Here is an 18729-nt window from a genome sequence, read left to right on the forward strand (position 1 = left end):
TGACATCGCCTACGTTTTAGCTTTATTGTACTATATCGCTTTTGACCATGTACGATTACCATATCAATCCGCTCAATTTTTTTCAGAGATTGAACTAAGATTTATGAGTTTGAAAATCCTAACTTTCTCTTAAATAAGCACAAAATTTATCGATGCCTTCTCTTATATGCTTCTCATTAGCAAAAGAATAGCTTAAACGGAACCAATTATCTAATTCATTATTGGCGTCAAAGATAGGGCCAGGCACAAACGAAATAGATTGTTTGTTACAAAGCGAAAGCAGTTTGACTGAATCAATATGCTCGGGTAGCTTTACCCACAGATTCAACGCTCCATTTGGACTGATCCATTCTAACCCATACTGTGAAAGGGAAGCCTCCATGACTTCCTTTCGTACCTGCAAAGCAATTCTCAACTTCTCTAAATGTATTTGCATTCTTTCAGAGGTGAAATAATGAAGGAACACTTTTTGGTTCAACAATGGTGTGCCGTTATCAGCTAACGATTTCGAGGTCAAAAGGATTTTCATCAGCGGCTGTCGACTTGCCACCACTCCAATCCGTAATCCAGGCGCTACATATTTACTATAGCTTCTGATATACATAACATATCCAGCTGTATCGTAAGTGAACATCGGAGCTGGAGGCGCTTTGTCAAAATAAATATCATGAAACGGGTCATCCTCCACCAGCACTTTTAATTTCTGTGAAGAATGAGTGCTAATATGCTTGCTATTTGGGGGAATAATCGTAATATTAATTCTAAAAGTATAACTATCATTACCTTCTAATGTCAGTAACTATTAGTTTATTTTATTTCCCTGTGTTTCTCATACCAACATAGTGCTTGCTGTTCCATCTCTTTTACAAATGTCCTTTTCGCGGGACTATATTCACTCGTGTGGACAAATCGTTGAGCTAAGTCTTCTTTAAAACTACTGTAACGAGCAACCTCCTCAGGATGAAACCGCAAATAATCTCGAAAAATTAAATGTCGATTAATATGAGGATTATCTATTTCATAGAAATGAATATGATGCGTCCTCTCCTCGCCGCCTTTGCGAAATAACCTTCTACCTGCAATCCCCCAATCTCCAGCAACATCATAGCCAAGTGAAACCATTTTTTCATTAAACGAGTCTATTTTCTCTATGTCTTTGACGATACACATCATATCAATTACTGGCTTTGCTTTTAGCCCAGGTACGGCTGTACTACCGAAATGTTCGAACCGGATAATTTCTTCACCAAAAATGCTTGTCAAAACCTGTACTTCCTCCTCATACAATTGAACCCACTTCTCACTAAAATCGGTTAGTCGAACCTTCATAGTTATTCCCCCTTGAAAACTCATTTCGAAAAAATATCATTCTACCTCTCGCCCAAATTCTAAATTTGTCTCAATCTCCCAGTACCTCGTCAATACGTTTCCTTTTTGAAAAACGATTTCTATTTCTACCAGCTCATTATCATTTTCGAAGAGTAACGTGCCATGAGGCAAATGATCATAACGAAACCCATTGGTTGGATGAAATGTTCTTGGACTAGTATTTATTTTCCTCATTATTCTATTAATCTCTTCTTTATTATGTATGACATATAAGCTATCTCCCATTTTACTAATGGTAAGCTTATTATATTGGCCTTCGATAATTTTGTGATGGTAGAGCCATATTAGCGCAATCGATAAAAGCAAACTAATGACTACTAATATAGTAATGATACGCTTCTTTTTCATTCCTTTACGCACCCTTTCGAACTCCATTCTCACTTAGAATCTATAATTTTCTCATTGGATAGATCTATTACTCTCATCTACTCTAATTTTAACATTAATATCCAGTACAACCAACATCTTCGTACCTTTACAAAAAAAATAACGTGCTCCTATTTTTGAAGCACGCCTTGTAATTATTCTGCCAATCTATTAAAAAGGACACTCTTTACTGCTATAAATTCCCACCAAAGATAGCCACATTCTGCTGGTCAGGACCGAATATCTGCCCATTCCATTTCAAAGTGGTTTGCACATAGCCAAGTGAATCAGCATTGTATCTCCCAGCTATCCTCTGGTACGCTTGAAGCTCATAAGTGCCATCTCTGTTAAAGTCAATCGGATATAATCCAGACAAAGGATTAACCCATCCTTCTATGGGTGCCTTCAACACGCCATTTTCCTGATAAATTTCCGTTAAATATTCTTTTCCCTTGTAAGTAAGATCCAGAATGTATTTTTCTTGTAGCTTCTGACTGATCACAGACGCTTTGTATTGATCCTGATAGTTCACGCTGTATTGATACTCCTCATTAAATCTATCAGAATCGAAAATCTGCCTTAATTGTCCATTAATATAGGAAAATACATAAGAATAAATAGCCCCACCGCTTCCACCTGTATCAATGACTATTAAAATATCATCCGCTTTGTTGCCTGTAAAATCACCTAGAAAGAGAGTAGGGTTGTAGCCGGAATTATTTTTTAATGGAATCTGTTGAGACTGATTGGTTCTTTCATTGTGGACGACAAGCGTTATATTTTCCCAAAAAGGACTATCAGGCGTTTTATTAGCGGTTAGTAGCACACTGTCTTTGGTGCCATCCCCGTCAATATCACCACGTTTGGCACTCACAACAGTTGGTCGATTTGAGTTCATTTCCCTTGAAACTACTTCTTGAAGCTTTTCTTTCGTTTCCAAAAGCCTTTCCTTTAAAGGCTCAGATTTCGAGTGTAACAAGGCTTGTTCAATCGTTTGTAATGCCTCATTTCGTAATCCAGCTTTCACCTGTGTATCGACTAGATAATACCAGTAAGAAGGATTATTTGTTTCTTGTAATTTTGTATGATAGTAATGGATTGCATTTCTAAAATAATTCGAGTCCATAGTCAGTCCACCTTCCGTATAATTCTTCCTAAAGAATTATATGCTGGAAATTGTGGGTATAACCTAATAAGCATGTTTATTTCAAATTAGATATTAAATGGTAAACACATAGAATATGATTATCACCATAAATAGGAACGCAAGGATAACACCTACACATACCGCTAGAGCATTTGATTTCCATGTATACCCTTTCAAATCTGCTACTGAAGTGGAACGATCGACTTTTCTGATATGTAATAGCATGCTAACATTTAGCAATAAGGTAAAAATAAAGAGCAGAATAAACCAAAACTGAAAGTCCGCTTTCATAACATCTTCACCTAAGTATGGGTCCCAATAAACTCGGAATAGCATGAATCCACCTAATAATACATTCCAAACGTACCCTATTATCCTCTGTTTTTTCCACTCACTTCCCATCTTTTCTTTTTCATATTTTGCTACTTTCTCTATAATAGGGAAGATAGATTTGGTAGAATCCCTTTTTAAGAAACCGATTATCGCCTGGACAATTAAAAGTACACCTAAAAACAGAAAAAAATGTGAATACGTAATTTCAAAAGTACGTATTAAACAATAAAAAAGGATTAAAGCCGCTATTAATAAAGTATTTAAAAAGATATATTGATTCTTTCGCATTTGCTTTATTTCCGCAACATTCATGTACAACTCCCCTTGTTTCGAAAATTCTACTCTTTCACTATTTTAAAATCGAAATCTCCAATAATGTGCAACAATTCCAAGCAAAATGACTAAACAAACAATCGCAATTAGAAAAAAGGGAGTTATAAAATCTCCGAATAGGAGCGTAAATATTGGCTTGAATATAATGATAACACCTAAAAAAATCGTAACGACTCCAACATTCCTAGCATATTTTTCTTTATCACCATAAAAGGTAGCATTACTATAACCGATAATTAAGTGCAGCATCTTTTTCTTCCAAATAAGAAGACCAAAAGAAACCATAGCAAGCCCACCAACAATATACCCTAATGTCTCCATCATTCTAATCACCCACTTCTCCTATTTAAGAGTTCCCTCCCTCTTATTACGATAATAAATAGAAATAGTTACAAGATATAGTAATTTTTTAGTAAAGGTACATATGTAATTACTTATTTGTGTACTGCATCAAACAAAAAAATGGAAGTATTTTCGCTACTTACTCAATAAGCGAAAATACTTCCAACTACAATTATTTAGTGCATTATATTATTCATTAGTTATACATGTAGTATAGCTTTCTTAATCATTTCTTCGCTCTACTAAATTAACCCCTACCCCCATACAAATAACTCCAATTAAAATCATGAGAACTATTGGTAAAGCAATTTCATTCCAGCCTGCACCAAACAATGCAACATTCATCATCGCTTCCATTGCATGACTTAAAGGAAATAAATCAGCAATAAATATTAGAACCGTATTACTGATAGTTCCTGGTGGCATATACACTCCACTTAAAAGCGGAAGAATAGGGATTACAGATGAATAGACGATATTAAATTGCTCCGGCGTTTTTACAAAGCCCGTAAATAACATTGCCATGCTAACCGTACTTAGCGTATAAACGGCAGCAATCACGAGAATCAAGCCAAAATTATCGCCCAAATTATATTGGAATATAGAAGTAAATACTAAGAGAACTACTAACAATTGTAAAAAACCAATGAAGAAACTATACAGCAAATGTCCCGTATACATCCCTGTCTTCGTTACAGGAGAGAGGATCATTCGATTCCACACACCACTAACCTTATCTACCATCACACCATTGACCTTAAATCCAATCGTAAACATGGCCATAAAGAGTGTAAAACCAAATAGCAATTGAATCCCCATATTATGCTGTGAAACTACTCCGCCATCAAGTGACTCGGTTACCATTTTAAATGGAGCATTATCCAAGTAAACCTCTACGTCACTTCTAATTTTCTCGATATTTTCTGAAGCAGCAGCTTCTAGTAAAGCTTCAGCGGTAAACACCGAATGGACATACTGCTCAACAAGTTGAATGGATGGCATTTCCGCGGCTGCAATAATTTGATAATCATTTTCCTTCAAATTAATGGCACTATCAGTTTTTCCTTTTAAAACATCCTCGCGAGCCACTGCCTCATCTGTAATGACAAACTGAAAAGCATCATTATTATTTAATAAAGGCTCCCACTTTTCTTCGATTTCTCGACCATTAGCTTCACTGCTAAAAATAGCTACCGGCGTTTGAGGATTATAATTACTATCACTAAAAACAATCGTTAACACAATACTAAGTGTGAAAAACATAATAACTGTCATTGGACTTCGCTTGTCTTTCATCCACTGCGCTTTAAAAACTGGGAACATTAGATCCTCCCCCTTTTAGGAAACATTAGGCTTGCGATGATGATACAACCAACAGAAAACAGGAAAAGCTTTATCATCGGAATAACTAATGAACTTAAGTCACCAGATTGAACCCACTGTATATAGACGGATAGGCTTAATCCATTTGGCGTCCATTCTCCAATTCTTTGGATCCATTCTGGAAGACCATAGATTGGGAAGAAGTTTCCGCCAACAACTGCCATCATCATAATAATCATAGTGAACAAACCATTCGCTGCATCTGAGTTTTGAAGTTTCAAGGTTAATAACGTGAACACGGCAGACATGCCCGCTACGGCCATTGAAAAGAAAGTAATGATAAGGATGATTCCGAACCAAAATTCCATTGATTTACTAGGAAAAACATTTAACAGTAATTGTGAAACGCTGAATATAATCATAAGTTGAAGCCAAGCAAAACAAAAGGTAGAAAGTACTTTGCCCATTAAATACGAAATTGGATTACTATTCGTTAAAAGAATTCGATTAAAAACACGTTCTCTTTTTTCCGTTACAGTCTTCATTGCAACTGTCGCCGCAATAAATAACGTAAAAAGGGTAGTCATCGCATGCGTAAAATATTGAGATATCGTTAATGTCTCGATACCTTCGATCACTTCTCTTCCCCCAAGAGGTAATATTGGAGCTATTGCTTCGCCATCCGTCACACTAGAAAGGGCAAGTTGAAAATTGAGTGTATCCAAGTAACGCTCCATAATGTTATAGAGCACATCGGATTCTAGGGATTGCTCTTCCATTTGTATCGCAAGTGAGGTATTGGCAGATTCCCCTAATATTATTTGACCAAGGACATCATACGTATATCCTTCTGGGATCTTAATTACAGCATCTAACTCGCCACTCTTCACCAGCTGCTTCGCTTCTTCTGCACTTAATTGCTTTGTGTTTAGCCATTCACTTAGTTCAGGATCGTTAAGGAACGCATTTAATAACCCGACTGGTGAAAACATAGCAGCCTGTTCGGTCATTGCTTCTTTTTCTTGCTCTGGCAAATCCATTGCTAGAATTACTTCCTCGAACTGTTGCAGTCCAAGAGATTCGTCATCCTGTAAAACGATTCCAACGTTTATATCCATCGTCTCTGCATCTTCACCCATCAAACCAGAGAAGGCAAAAGTCAAGACAATAATAATCACAATCGGAACTAGTAAGGAAATGAGTATTTCCTTTCGATCTCTCCAAAAGACTAATAAATCTTTTCTAAAAAATGAGCCCATCTTCTTTTACCTCCTCTAATCTCTTAACGTTCGTCCAGTTAAATGTAGAAATACATCCTCAAGACTTGGTGTTTCCATATGAAAATTCGTCACTTGAATCCCTTCACTTTCAGCGGCATGCACTAAGTCACTTAGAATGTTACTGCCTTTTTTTGAAACAATTCGAATCCCTTGCTCCGATTCATCTATGCGACGTACATGTTCCATGGATTTTATCTTCTCCACAAGCTCAGCGCTCGTTTCACTCAGCTGTACTTGAATCGTATCTTCACTGGATAAAATACTTAATAGCTCTGATTTACTTCCTGATGCCACGACTTTCCCGTGATCCATAATGTACACGCGATTACATAATTGCTCCACTTCTTCCATGTAGTGACTCGTATAGAGAATCGTCATCCCATTCTCTTCATTTAGTTTTCGAACCGTTTCTAAAATATGGTTTCTTGATTGAGGGTCAATTCCGACAGTTGGTTCATCCAAAATAAGGATTTTAGGATTATGCAACAAAGCAGCGGCAATATTTACCCTTCTTTTCATCCCACCTGAAAATGTTTTAACAAGATCTTTTTGTCGATCTTTCAAGCCGACCATTTCAAGAACGTCCTGAATTCGCTCTTCTAAAATGCTTTTTTTCACTTTATAAATTTCCCCGAAAAACTTTAGATTTTCATAGGCTGAAAGCTCTTCATATAAAGCTATTTCCTGTGGTACAACTCCGAGCACTTTTCGAATTTCTGCTGGATTTTTTATCGTACTGTCGCCATTTAGTTTTACATCACCAGATGAGGGCTTTAATAAGGAAGAAATCATGGAAATAGTTGTGGATTTCCCTGCACCATTTGGCCCGAGTAAACCAACCGCTTCCCCTTCGTCTAAGTAAATGTTAATTTCATCAACCGCTTTTTTTCCTTTGTAGGTTTTGCTTAGCTTTATCGTTTCGATCATATTTGTTCGCTCCTTTATTGGATGGTAGTTTAAGATTACATAAAAAAAGTCAGTGTCACCACTATCTCTGGTCATTATCATGGTTGTTAGCCGTGACTTTAGTCATTTTTGTTTTATTTTTTCCAGAAAATATGTAGAGACTTGTTAAACGCCCTGTAGATTTCCGCTGCAGGAGTTCGCTTTCCGCGGGGCGCTTGTGGAGCCTCCTCGGCTTTGCAGCCTGCGGGGTCTCCACAAAACGCTACTTCCCGCAGGAGTCTCACCCCTTCCACTTCAATCTACAGGGGAGACGGGTTCTACAATAGCTTTCGACTTTTTCATAAATAATGGTGCTAATTTCTTTGCGTGAAGGTCTCCCCTGAAATTAACTAAGTAGCTGGTAAAGATGCTGTTCATAATTGGAAGTAACAATCGTGACTATACCTTTATGATAAGAAAGATAATTGCTTAACAAGGTTTTTAGGAGTTTTTGTAGAATAATTATCTATTGGTCTAATAGTAAATATAGGGAGTCGAGTAGAATGGGATATGTTCGTGAGAAGTTAATGATTACGACGGAAAGGCTTGTCCTTCGATTGTTTCAAACAACTGATGCGGCAGCGGTTGCGAAGCTTTGCAATAACTATAATCTTTACAAAAATACATTGTACCTAGCTTATCCGTATAGTTTAAATGATGCTTTGTCGTGGATGGAGCACCATTATGATAATTTTATAGCGGATAAAAATTATGAGTTGGCGATAACAGATAAGGAATCTGGCGAGCTATTTGGAGCAATTGTATTATCCAATAATAAACATTTTAACCACGGGGAAATAGCTTATTGGATTGGTGAGTCATATTGGGGAAAGGGCTATGCGACAGAAGCAGCAGAGGCGATTATACAATTTGCCTTTGAAGAAAAGAAACTGCACAAAGTATTTGCACGATATTTTCCTACGAACCCTGCTTCAGGAAAAGTTATGGAGAAGCTTGGTATGAAAAAAGAAGGGATTTTAAAGGAGCATGTCATAAAAGACAGGAAATATTTAGATTTAGTGCTGTATGGAATTATTAATGAAAAGGATGAGTAAGTAACATGCAAAATCAACCTATGGAGGCTGTGCACCATACGAAAAAATAAGCGTATTCGAGTATCATTTCGAATACGCTTATTAATTACTCGTTAACTTACCATTCTTTTAATGAATGATTAAACTAGATTATGACGAATTGCGTAGATGGCAAGTTGCGTTCGATCTCTTAGCCCTAACTTAGTTAAGAGCTGACTTGTATTATTTTTCACGGTTCCTACAGATAAACCCATTCTTTCTGCTATTTCATTATTACTTAGCCCTTCTCCAATGCACGTTAAAATAGCTCGATCACGCGGACTAAGGGAAGGATCAGCACGTTTTTCTTCTTGTTTTTGGAGTAACAGAGGCATAACCTTTGCTGCAACTTGATCCTCGACTGGTAATCCTCCACTCAACGCACTTCGAATCGAGCGGACCAACGATTCTGTATCGGCATTTTTAAGTAGATAGCCGCTGACACCAATTTTTAACGCATCCATTACATATTGGTTATCATCAAACGTCGTTAAAATCAAAATTTTGGAATCCTTCCAACGGGATCGAATGATTTTTGCTGCCTCGATACCGTCCATAACAGGCATCCGTATGTCTAAAATAATAATATCAAATGCCTGCTTTTCACAGAGATCAACTGCTTCCTTGCCGTTGCTTGCTTCCCCGGTTACTTTTATTTCGTCATCTGTTTCTATCATCATTTTTAACCCTTGCCGAACCATCACTTGATCTTCAGCTAGTAGTATCCGAATCATTATGTTCCTCCACGTTGAATAATTTTATATAGCCGCTTACAATAAACTTCTCTGTCGTTCTTTGTACATCCAATTGTCCACCGATTTTTTCGAGTCTCTCTCGCATAGATGAGAGGCCAAAGCCTTCTTGAAAACGATTGTTATTTTTAACGGGATTACTTATTTCAAAACGAAAGATACTTCCACCTGGAGCGTCAAACGTAATCTCAGCCGCCCTAGCATTACTATGCTTCATTATATTCGTTAAAGCTTCCTGGACCGATCGATAAATAATAAAAGACTGCTCCCCAGTGAGTGGGGCCGCAAATGCACCAGACTTCACAGTAAATTGGATACGGATAAAGCTTTCCGTTTCCAATTTTCGAATTAATCGTAAAACCCCGGGAAGCCCACCAACATCACTTCTTTTTAACATCTTCACAGCACTTCTCGTTTCTTCTAAACTCTGATTTGCAAGAGCCTTCAACGATTCAACCTGTCCTATATCCCGTTCAGAGGCTTTTAATCGAAATACTTCCAATTGCATCAGAAGCGCAGTTAACTTATGACCGACCGAATCATGAATTTCATGCCCAATTAGCATTCGTTCTTCCTGCCTAGCCACTTCTTCATCAGAGACCAGACGCCTTTTTAATTCTCGATATTCACTCAAAAGTGCATCATATCGTGCAGCAAGTCCATCCTTGCCTTCCTTCGTTAGTTTATAAATAATGACGCCAGCAACGAGCAAAATAAAATAGATCGTTATAAACGTAAACTCCCAAGCAGAAAGCTCTGTGCTGACCATTGTAACCAATACTCCAACTACACTGACTCCCCCTACAATACTCGCATGTCGAATGGATAAGCGATAAAATGCTTCCGCAATTAGCAATGCTATTAGAAGCAGTAAAAAGGGATTAAAGCCTTGAGCTTCTAAGGGATATAGCGTGATAATCATCATGCATACATTGATACTTAGTAAACTCATCACAACAACCGGTCGTCTATCAACAAGTGGCATAATAAAAAATACGACGAAAAATACCGCAACACCAACTAATCGCCACATGATCTCTTCCATACTCCCTGTAAAAAACACAAAAGCAAACAGCCAAGGAACAGTGTTGAATAAAAGCCATATCCAGTACAGTTTCATAAATTTCCTTTCTGGTGCCTGACCCGCGCTTCTATATAGGATTAAAGCGCTTTTGAATAAACACCTACAAAAGTTGTTTTTTAACGTTTTGTTACTTCACTTCTTCTTCATTTGGAGTATTGTATTCTGGGCTCCTTGTCACATACTTATGTAACTTTTTGTACAATTTTCTAACAATCTCTATTCTAATTTTAACATAAGTAAATATCGAGAATTTAGACCAATATGAGTAACGAGCAAATCTAGTTTTTTTAATTCTTCTATAATATGTAAAAATGTACGAGAGTGAGATGATTGTTGAAGCTACCTGTACTCAACGAATGATGCCTATGATAAAATTAGGTTATCGAAATTTTCTAAATGATTAGCGAATTACGTTAAAGAACATTAAATTCGCAGAAATGGGGAAGTCAATTGGAACAAAGCACACAAAATATATACTCACCGCCAAAACATATAGTCTCAGCAGCAACTATTGTATTGAATGAACAAAGGGAAATACTATTAATCAAGGGACCTAGAAGAGGTTGGGAAATGCCAGGTGGACAAGTTGAAGAAGGAGAGTCTTTGAGAGATGCGGCAATAAGGGAAACTAAAGAGGAAACAGGGATTGATATTGAGGTTTTAAAATTTTGTGGAATCTTCCAAAATGTGAACGATTCAATATGCAATACGTTGTTTTTAGCTCAGCCAGTTGGAGGCATATTAACTACTTCAGCAGAAAGTTTGGAAGTAGGGTTCTATCCTATTGAGCAAGCCTTAGAAATGGTAACTTTTATGAATTTTAGACAAAGAATTGAATACAGTTTAAATGAAGACACACAACCTTTTTATATTGAATTTTAATGATACTATACTCCATTATAGAGGGATTTAGTTAAGCAAGGGAACTCCAAGACAATTACGGAGCTCCCTTGCTTTGTATAAAAAACCAACACTAACAATTAACATAGGATGTTTAACTTCACCCTGGGTTATTTTCTTTATTCCCTATTAAACTCTCTGCCTCACGCTTAATAATTTCGATGTACTTACCTTTAGTAAAGGGTTTTAGATTAATTAGAAATAAAATACTTTTCTTTGAAAATTGGACTTAGTTCACTCCAGACATCAAATTTATTTCCATCTATATCTGAAAAGACAAAATTCCTTCCTGAGTGTCCTCTATTTTCAATATTTCCCACATTAATCTCATTTTTCTTGAATTCACTATGTAATGCTTTTAAAGCGTCTAATCCATTAACTTCAAATGTTAAAGAAAAGCGCTCTTTACCATAGATATCAATGAAGTTAGAACTTTGATTTTCGTTTGAATTCACAAGGAAGATACTTTGATTTGCAAGATTTAAAATTGCTTTGTCTTCATCTTTATAGCTTAACTCTGCTCCCAATTTATTGACATACCAATTAGACGAAAGATCAACATTAGTTACTGGAATGTATGTAGTTCCAACCCTTAATAATTTCTCGTTCACTAAAAATCCCTCCAAATTTTGTAATATATTAATAATTCATTTTTATGTTTCAAATTTTTTTTGCCTAATCTACCTATTATCTCTACATATAGATGAAGATCTTCCTAATAAACTAAGAGCCTTTTCAATTACATTATGATAATCGAACCCTGTTATCGCCCATACCCCGTTATTACTTCTAGTATAAAGTGTTTTACTCTCATTATAGTTAATTAAAATACATACTTGATCTTTCAAAGTTACTTTTTCAATAATTGGTGTGCCTTCATCAACCACTGCATGTGCTAATTCAGAGACATTTGGCATGAGTAGCCACCCTAAATCAAAAGTTCCTTCGCTATTTTCTACCCATTGCCAACCGAAGGGGTTTTCAAAAATTGACCGATTATCATCTGTGATACCACATGGAATGACGCTAAGTGCTGGTGTATGTGCAGGAGGTCTTTCTAGCCTGATCACATTTACTTTTAAATTTTCATTTTTGGATGCGCCAACAATTTCATAGTTCATAAAGCCTCGAAGATTTCGAAAAGAATATAGTTCTGATAACAACGGAACATCCCATTTAATTCTTTCATCATCTGTTGTATTCGGATCTATTTTGGGGATTCGATACACTCCACCAAATGGAATTACTTGAGTTCCATATTTAAGTGGCAATCCTTGACTTAATAACCATCTATCCAACGCAAGTGCAGCTAACCATTTTGGCTTAAAACCTAATTCAACAGCTCTTACACTTAATTGATAAGCTTGCCACCAATCTTCTTGTGCCTCGCCGTGTTGATAGATAATAGCAGCATGTATGAAATCTATTCCAACTGTTGCCCCACCGTTATCAAGAACTTGTTTAACTTTTTTTCTTCTTTCCCTATCTCGATCTACCCTATCAAACCGCATTGTACGAAGATCATGTTGGTCTTCTTCAAACAATTGTTTTAATGTTTCATTCAACGTAGGATCCTCCTTAATTAGTAACATTCATCTTCATTTAAAAAAGCACTCGGTCATGAGAAACAGTTGATGGCGCAGATTTTTACTAATTTCAAATATTCAATTCTATAAAAATTCTTCCTTTAATAGATTCTTCACTGCTTCATCACCAGTTAATTTCACCTTAATCAAGTCTGCTTCTCCGCTCACATAGATAAAGAAACGTATAAATGGACAACAACGATTTTCGTACGAAATCCATTCAGCAATTTTCACTAAAGCTGAGTACTGATTAGGATAATAAAACACATAGCCATTTGGAATTTCCTCAAACGAAGCATCCACCATTAGTTCCTTTCGTAGCTCTTGATAACGAATTCTTTCTTCTGGCTTAAATGCTAACAAATTACAGGCCACTACTGGCGTACCCTCACAATGATTATTATTCATACTCATTCCCCTTCCTCTTAATTACTTACTACAAACGCCACGCTACTATAAAGTATTAAAGCGGAACCTGGCACCATTTTCTTTAAATCGGAAATATCACTTCCATAAAACGGAAGCGTCTGATTGTGGAAGTTATTTTTGCTGTCAATCTATGATGTTGTTATTATACTTTTTTAGAAATACTTCTAATATATTCGTATATAATTGGGGTTGCTCGGCATGCACTAGGTGGGAAGCAAATGGTATTACGGAGACATGGATGTTTTCATTTGCTTTCGGGTATGTTATTGCTCCGATTACTTCATGTTTTTTTCCTTCACCAACTAAAAATAAAACAGGAACTTTAATCGCTGTAACATCCTTTGTTTCATGGAATGGGTACCAATCAGACTCTAATGTTAATTGAAGCATTTCTCTCCAGTTCGAATAATGAACAGAGTCAAAGTACTTTCCTAATTCTTCATTTTGGAGAAGACCTGCTAGTTTTTCCGCTTCCTTTCCTTGTATCACTTCCCAATCCTCAGGTTTTTCAGGAATTACCCCAGAAATGGTCAAACTTTTTACTCGTTCAGGGAAACGTTTTGCAAACATTAACCCGATCATTCCCCCTAAGGAGCAACCAACAATATGAGCAGTTGGAACGTCTAAGCTATTAAGTGTATCTACTAAATCCAGAACAGAATCCTCGAAAAAATTGTCGAGTTTCTCTGTTTTTGATTGTCCGTGGCCACGTAAATCTGGAAGTATTACTTTATTATACTGTTTAAAATATTCTCTTTGATACTCAAAATCTGTTAATCCAGTTTGTAAACCTGTATGTAAAAAAACTATTGCTTCTCCATTGCCAAATATGGAAGTATGTAAGATCATCTTATCACTCCTAGGTTTGTTTTCTTTCCAATATCTCATTTGATTTCATAGCAGCTTTCACAGATGATTTTCCCTTCATTTTGAATGTAAGCTTTGATTTCTGTCATCCCTCTACCTTTTGGATATTTCATTTTCACAAATACATTCTCTTCCGCTTTGATGTCTTTATCACAAATCGAACACTTAGGTTTTATACGGAACATTTTTCTACCTCCTTTTTCCCCTCTGCCTTCTATACGAGTCTAGCGACAGATAAGTTTGCTTCTTTATTAATCGACTATAAACTCCGCCTCATACTCTCTTTTTATCTACTACTGCAGTTATTATCATTACCAATTTTATTTCCACAAGCGCTATTTTTTTCTGTTAATTTCCTTTAATAACTCAATAACCTGATCATTCTGCTTTTCAATAGATTTTAAAGTTTTTTCAATTGTGCTTGAAGTGATAAATAAGACTAGCAAAATTGCAATTCCAACAAATAACATAATAATTCTCCATTCTTATAAAGCTGAAAGTATTTTTTATAAACTATTTTATTCAAGCAAAGCTCCCAATAATTAAATAACCATATTTATGATAAGTTTTAAGTATTTAAAAAAACATCTAACCTTTTTATTTACAACCGACCAAAGAATAAATAGAACTTGACCGGAGAAACTATTGGAAAAATAATTGGGTGATAAAATGAATAAGCGTTTTTTCCTTCTACTCCTCCTTTTCTTTTTACTGATTTTTCAAGGAGATATTAACAAGATATACGCTAATCAAGTAAGAAATATTGGTGAACACAAAAAGGATCTTGAAGATAATCAAGTGGTTACAGCAATGGTTCATTCAGATATTTGGTATGAAAACATTTTTTTACTGGCAAAAAAATTCAATTCGATGGCTCATAAGAATTTTACGATTCAAGTCGGACTTAGTGGTAGCAGTAGCGTACTGCAATACAATTTTCCAGAATGGTATAATGATAAATTTTCTCCTGATTTATTTTATGAGGATTTAAACAAGGATGAATTAAAAGACATTATAGTTGTATTAATAAGTGGTTCTGGCACTGGGTTGTCTACAAAAGACATCCATATCTTACATCAAAAAGTTGATCCTTATCAAAGATTTGAAGAAGTATCAGTTGACCCCATCAGCAGTGTAGTCAAAAGACTTGTTAAATTTGAAAAAGAGGGTGAAATGGCAATCATTACAATTGGTAAAAAGACATACAAAGTGGATGTTTCAAAGTTTGACTATAATCCGAAAACATATTTTCCAAAGCCATTTACAGGTGGTGTAGAAGAATATCGCATTGAAAAAGGAATTCTATATGGAACGACAGTGGTTTATATTTCTCCTTCCGGTAGTATTGGAGAACTGGAAATAGAGTATCTCTGGGATGGAACTAAGTATAGTCCTAACAAGATTGAATTTAGACCACAGAGACCTTCACCAAGTGAATAATGAATTAAGGGAACATCCAATTACAGAAGTTCCCTTTCTAATCCCGCAATCGCTTGTAGTTGAGTGAGAGTTTCGTCTTTTACCAATCATTAAAATAATTCTAAAATTCGATTCATCCAAATGTTTAAATAAAACATTTTATCAAAAAATAGTATTAACCCAATCACTATCATTAATATTCCGCCTAATTTCATTAAACCTGAAGAGTACTTAGTTAAAAGCTTAACTTTTGAAATAAATAATGCCATTATAATAAATGGAATGCCAAAGCCTAAAGAGAAAGCTGTTATGTTAATAAATGTTTCACTAGGATAAAGAACATTGGCATATATAATAGCTCCAAAAATCGGACCAATACACGGAGTCCACCCTGCTGCAAAAATTAACCCTACTAAGAACGAGTTAATAATATTTCCACTCTTTTTAACGAAAGGCAATCTCTTTTCCTTTAATAAAAACTCTGGAGAAAAAATTCCAATCATAAATAACCCCATCGTAATGATAAAAATGGATCCTAACATTCTAAATAAATCATTGTACTGTATAAATACCTTTCCAAAATAACTAGCTGAAAACCCTAGCAGATAAAATACTATAGAAAAACCTAAAACAAAGGCAATTGAATGCTTTAAGACTACACTTCTTATTTTCAGTTCATTTTTCTTAAGGTCAGAAACTGAAATTCCAGTAATATAAGAAATGAAGGTTGGATAAAGTGGTAAACAACACGGTGAAAAAAACGAAAGTAATCCACCTGTAAAAGCTAACCATAACGTAATATCTTGCATAATGACCCCTTTATAATTAATAATTTTAGTGAATCTAGAATTCTATTTAGTTAATTCATTTAAGTTTTACTTTAAGTTGTTCTAACATTTCGAATGTTAATTCTCCAGCATAACGGTCTACTATCATTCCATTTGAATCAATAAAGTATGTTGTTGGTAGATTTATGACTTGGTAATGCCTGAAAACACCTTCTGTATCTAATAAAATGGGAAATGATACATCTAATTCGTTCACAAAATTTCGGACACTCTGTTCATTACTTTCCTGACTAGTAATATTGACACCTAAGATCACAACATCCTCATAGTACTCTTGATGAAATCTATCTAATTCTGGCATTTCATTCTCACACGGCTCACACCAAGTTGCCCAAAAATTAAGGATTATTGGCTTACCTTTGTAACCAGATAGTTTAGTTGGTATGTTATCTAATGTTTGTAATTCAAAATCAATTGCAGATTCACCAGGGCTATTACCAGCAACAATATTTTCTTGGTCGGTAAAATGCAAATAGAAAGCCGTAATGACTAATGAAACAATAATCAAAATACCAAGTATTTTTTTCATCTTCTATTCTTCCAACCTCATTTCCTCTAAATTCCTATGTATATTTCTTTTAGATTACTAACATCCTTCTCCATTACTTAATACCAATTATTTCAAAAAAACACCTTGATCACAAGATGTTTTTCACAAAAAAGAAACATATCTTAATCCTGATACGCTCCCTTAAGGGAGCGTATCAGTGTGGAATACGTTTTCCTGTTAATCTATAAGGTGGTTAAAATTATATTGCGCTTATGTTCACCATTAGATTTAAAATCTTAAATTATTTCTCTTTAGAAAGAATTTCATAAATAATCTCTGCAAGGATATCTGCTGTTCTGTATTCCTCCTGCAACGTATTATCAACCCCACCAATTTCAAGTAAAACTGAGTTTCCTAAGAGGTCCTGATTATACGTATTTTGGTTTGGTTGATTGTCTTTAACTTGGACTCCTCTTGATAGGAGAGGATATTTGCCTTCCAATTTATCATGAAGAAGTTCAGCAAATTTGATGTTTTCTTCGTAATTTATACTTGATCGAGATACTATTAATGCGATTCTTGGGTAATCTTTTCCGTTTAAATGAATAGTAGTATCACTTCTTTTACTTGAATCTCTGTGTATATCAAATACCATTTTAATGCTCTTGTGTTTTTCTAAGGCTTCATGTAACGGCTCTCTTGAAACAGTATACGTTTCGCTATACGGTAAGCTTCTTTCTTTTAGAATTTCCGCTACATTAGTTGTATCATGGATGGAATTAATACCTCTCTTTTTCAAAGATTGGCTTAATCTCTCTCCTACTAAAGTAATATTATTTGTTTCGTGAATCGCTTTACTAGGGTCTTTCGTTTTAGCTTCTGTGAAAAATGACTCTACATTATGTGATTGATAGATATATATTAAAGAATCCTGTTCGTTAACAGAAGATGCTAAACCACCTTCACTAAGGGTGTTGAAATTCTTGATGATCACATCTGTTCCGCTAAAAAAGATAAGCCATGTCAAAGCAATAGTACATATTGCTACACTAGTTGAAGCAAACGAAAAGTATTTAATTTTTCTTTTCCTGTTTATTTTCCTTGCAGCTTGCCTAAGTCTTCTCGATGTATCCGATACAAATTCTGGTCTAGGATTAAGTGGGTGCGATTCTTTTATAAGGTCAAATAATTCCTTTTCCGTTTTCATTTCCAAGAACCTCCTTTGCATTAATATTTAATTTCTTCTTAAGTTCTTTTAAAGCTCTATGAAAATCAACCTTGACCTTTGACTCGCTACATTGAAGGATTTCAGATGTCTCTTTAATGGAGAATTCGTTAATACCTCTTAGGATAACGACCGCTCTAAAAGTTGGTTTTAGTTTGGATAATGCTACGTGCACAAGTTTTTTCATTTCATTTTGTTCCAATATTTCATTAGGTTCCATTTCAGTGGAAACAATTTGTTTGAAAAATCCTTCTGAAAAAATGGAACTAAATCTTTTCTTTCGATAGTGATCAATTGCTACATGCTTTGCTATTGAAAAAATCCAAGTTTTTAAGTTACCTGTATTAAAATTTGATAAATGATTCAATACACGAATAAACACTTCTTGAGTCAAGTCCTCTGCATCGTTTTGACTTCCAGTAAAACAAATTAGAAATCGATACACATCTAAATAGTGGAGACGATAGATTTCATTAATCCTGTCTTCTAAGTTTTCAAAATCAAGCAATTGTTTTCCCCCTCAATTATGTTTTCATTTATTAATCGTTTAAGCTTTTGGAAAAGTTACAAGTTTTTACTTTTCTATTGAGGAAAGAAT

General features: G+C 35.3%; 23 protein-coding genes. 3 read left to right on the forward strand and 20 right to left on the reverse strand.

Features of this window, described 5'->3' with window-relative positions; genetic code table 11:
- Positions 1 to 118: 118 nt before the first annotated feature.
- The 9 genes from BK580_RS12380 to BK580_RS12420 all read right to left on the reverse strand — a co-directional run bounded on the left by BK580_RS12380 (position 119) and on the right by BK580_RS12420 (position 7440).
- A complete protein-coding gene (locus tag BK580_RS12380; protein WP_235864040.1) occupies positions 119 to 694 on the reverse strand; it encodes an aminotransferase class I/II-fold pyridoxal phosphate-dependent enzyme in 576 nt (191 codons plus the stop codon).
- A 113-nt stretch (positions 695 to 807) separates the two neighbouring features.
- Positions 808 to 1329, reverse strand: coding sequence for a GrpB family protein (locus BK580_RS12385; protein WP_078380645.1), 522 nt, complete (start codon positions 1327 to 1329; stop codon positions 808 to 810).
- 36 nt (positions 1330 to 1365) lie between these two features.
- Positions 1366 to 1737, reverse strand: a complete 372-nt coding sequence (locus BK580_RS12390) for a hypothetical protein (protein ID WP_139364886.1) — start codon at positions 1735 to 1737, stop codon at positions 1366 to 1368.
- Between the two features lie 211 nt (positions 1738 to 1948).
- On the reverse strand, positions 1949 to 2881 hold the full coding sequence (locus BK580_RS12395; protein ID WP_139364887.1) for a VCBS repeat-containing protein: 933 nt from the start codon (positions 2879 to 2881) through the stop codon (positions 1949 to 1951).
- 93 nt (positions 2882 to 2974) lie between these two features.
- Positions 2975 to 3547: a hypothetical protein gene (locus tag BK580_RS12400; protein WP_078380647.1), complete on the reverse strand. Its 573-nt coding sequence runs from the start codon at positions 3545 to 3547 to the stop codon at positions 2975 to 2977.
- 42 nt (positions 3548 to 3589) lie between these two features.
- Entirely contained in the window at positions 3590 to 3892 is a 303-nt protein-coding gene (locus BK580_RS12405) for a DUF3784 domain-containing protein (RefSeq protein ID WP_139364988.1), read from the reverse strand.
- A 240-nt stretch (positions 3893 to 4132) separates the two neighbouring features.
- Positions 4133 to 5233: an ABC transporter permease gene (locus BK580_RS12410; protein WP_078380649.1), complete on the reverse strand. Its 1101-nt coding sequence runs from the start codon at positions 5231 to 5233 to the stop codon at positions 4133 to 4135.
- Positions 5233 to 6492 (reverse strand): ABC transporter permease, encoded by a 1260-nt coding sequence (locus BK580_RS12415; RefSeq protein ID WP_078380650.1) that lies wholly within the window; start codon positions 6490 to 6492, stop codon positions 5233 to 5235. Before BK580_RS12415 ends, BK580_RS12410 begins: the two co-directional genes overlap by 1 nt.
- Positions 6493 to 6507: 15 nt before the next feature.
- On the reverse strand, positions 6508 to 7440 hold the full coding sequence (locus tag BK580_RS12420) for an ABC transporter ATP-binding protein (RefSeq protein ID WP_078380651.1): 933 nt from the start codon (positions 7438 to 7440) through the stop codon (positions 6508 to 6510).
- Between the two features lie 521 nt (positions 7441 to 7961).
- Between BK580_RS12420 and BK580_RS12425 the strand changes: the two genes are divergently transcribed.
- Positions 7962 to 8513: a GNAT family N-acetyltransferase gene (locus BK580_RS12425; RefSeq protein ID WP_078380652.1), complete on the forward strand. Its 552-nt coding sequence runs from the start codon at positions 7962 to 7964 to the stop codon at positions 8511 to 8513.
- Between the two features lie 119 nt (positions 8514 to 8632).
- Here the strand turns inward: BK580_RS12425 and BK580_RS12430 are convergent, their stop codons facing one another.
- Both BK580_RS12430 and BK580_RS12435 read right to left on the reverse strand, forming a co-directional pair.
- Positions 8633 to 9265: a response regulator gene (locus tag BK580_RS12430; protein WP_078380653.1), complete on the reverse strand. Its 633-nt coding sequence runs from the start codon at positions 9263 to 9265 to the stop codon at positions 8633 to 8635.
- Entirely contained in the window at positions 9243 to 10403 is a 1161-nt protein-coding gene (locus tag BK580_RS12435) for a sensor histidine kinase (RefSeq protein ID WP_078380654.1), read from the reverse strand. The genes BK580_RS12430 and BK580_RS12435 overlap by 23 nt, the downstream gene beginning before the upstream one ends.
- Before the next feature lie 414 nt (positions 10404 to 10817).
- On the opposite strand from BK580_RS12435, the gene BK580_RS12440 reads away from it, so the two are divergent.
- Positions 10818 to 11249 carry an NUDIX hydrolase gene (locus tag BK580_RS12440; RefSeq protein ID WP_078380655.1) on the forward strand — a complete coding sequence of 144 codons (432 nt, stop codon included), beginning with the start codon at positions 10818 to 10820 and terminating at the stop codon, positions 11247 to 11249.
- A 209-nt stretch (positions 11250 to 11458) separates the two neighbouring features.
- Here the strand turns inward: BK580_RS12440 and BK580_RS12445 are convergent, their stop codons facing one another.
- The 5 genes from BK580_RS12445 to BK580_RS12465 form a co-directional block, all read right to left on the reverse strand.
- The gene (locus tag BK580_RS12445) at positions 11459 to 11878 is read right to left on the reverse strand and encodes a VOC family protein (protein ID WP_078380656.1); all 420 of its coding nucleotides are present in this window, start codon (positions 11876 to 11878) and stop codon (positions 11459 to 11461) included.
- 69 nt (positions 11879 to 11947) lie between these two features.
- Positions 11948 to 12832, reverse strand: a complete 885-nt coding sequence (locus tag BK580_RS12450; RefSeq protein ID WP_078380657.1) for a hypothetical protein — start codon at positions 12830 to 12832, stop codon at positions 11948 to 11950.
- 105 nt (positions 12833 to 12937) lie between these two features.
- On the reverse strand, positions 12938 to 13267 hold the full coding sequence (locus BK580_RS12455) for a hypothetical protein (RefSeq protein WP_078380658.1): 330 nt from the start codon (positions 13265 to 13267) through the stop codon (positions 12938 to 12940).
- A gap of 138 nt (positions 13268 to 13405) precedes the next feature.
- Entirely contained in the window at positions 13406 to 14131 is a 726-nt protein-coding gene (locus tag BK580_RS12460; RefSeq protein ID WP_078380659.1) for an alpha/beta fold hydrolase, read from the reverse strand.
- Between the two features lie 35 nt (positions 14132 to 14166).
- Positions 14167 to 14334: a Fe3+ hydroxamate ABC transporter substrate-binding protein gene (locus tag BK580_RS12465; RefSeq protein ID WP_078380660.1), complete on the reverse strand. Its 168-nt coding sequence runs from the start codon at positions 14332 to 14334 to the stop codon at positions 14167 to 14169.
- A gap of 484 nt (positions 14335 to 14818) precedes the next feature.
- Between BK580_RS12465 and BK580_RS12470 the strand changes: the two genes are divergently transcribed.
- Positions 14819 to 15589, forward strand: coding sequence for a hypothetical protein (locus tag BK580_RS12470; RefSeq protein ID WP_078380661.1), 771 nt, complete (start codon positions 14819 to 14821; stop codon positions 15587 to 15589).
- 89 nt (positions 15590 to 15678) lie between these two features.
- Here the strand turns inward: BK580_RS12470 and BK580_RS12475 are convergent, their stop codons facing one another.
- The 4 genes from BK580_RS12475 to BK580_RS12490 all read right to left on the reverse strand — a co-directional run bounded on the left by BK580_RS12475 (position 15679) and on the right by BK580_RS12490 (position 18639).
- Positions 15679 to 16377 carry a cytochrome c biogenesis CcdA family protein gene (locus BK580_RS12475; RefSeq protein ID WP_078380662.1) on the reverse strand — a complete coding sequence of 233 codons (699 nt, stop codon included), beginning with the start codon at positions 16375 to 16377 and terminating at the stop codon, positions 15679 to 15681.
- 55 nt (positions 16378 to 16432) lie between these two features.
- Positions 16433 to 16945, reverse strand: a complete 513-nt coding sequence (locus BK580_RS12480) for a TlpA family protein disulfide reductase (RefSeq protein ID WP_078380663.1) — start codon at positions 16943 to 16945, stop codon at positions 16433 to 16435.
- Between the two features lie 262 nt (positions 16946 to 17207).
- Complete coding sequence (gene spoIIP / locus BK580_RS12485; RefSeq protein WP_169864963.1) at positions 17208 to 18113, reverse strand: stage II sporulation protein P; 906 nt, start codon at positions 18111 to 18113, stop codon at positions 17208 to 17210.
- On the reverse strand, positions 18088 to 18639 hold the full coding sequence (locus BK580_RS12490; protein ID WP_078380665.1) for an RNA polymerase sigma factor: 552 nt from the start codon (positions 18637 to 18639) through the stop codon (positions 18088 to 18090). The genes spoIIP and BK580_RS12490 overlap by 26 nt, the downstream gene beginning before the upstream one ends.
- Positions 18640 to 18729 lie beyond the last annotated feature (90 nt).

This window comes from Sutcliffiella halmapala, assembly GCF_002019665.1.
GTDB lineage: Bacteria > Bacillota > Bacilli > Bacillales > Bacillaceae_I > Sutcliffiella_A > Sutcliffiella_A halmapala.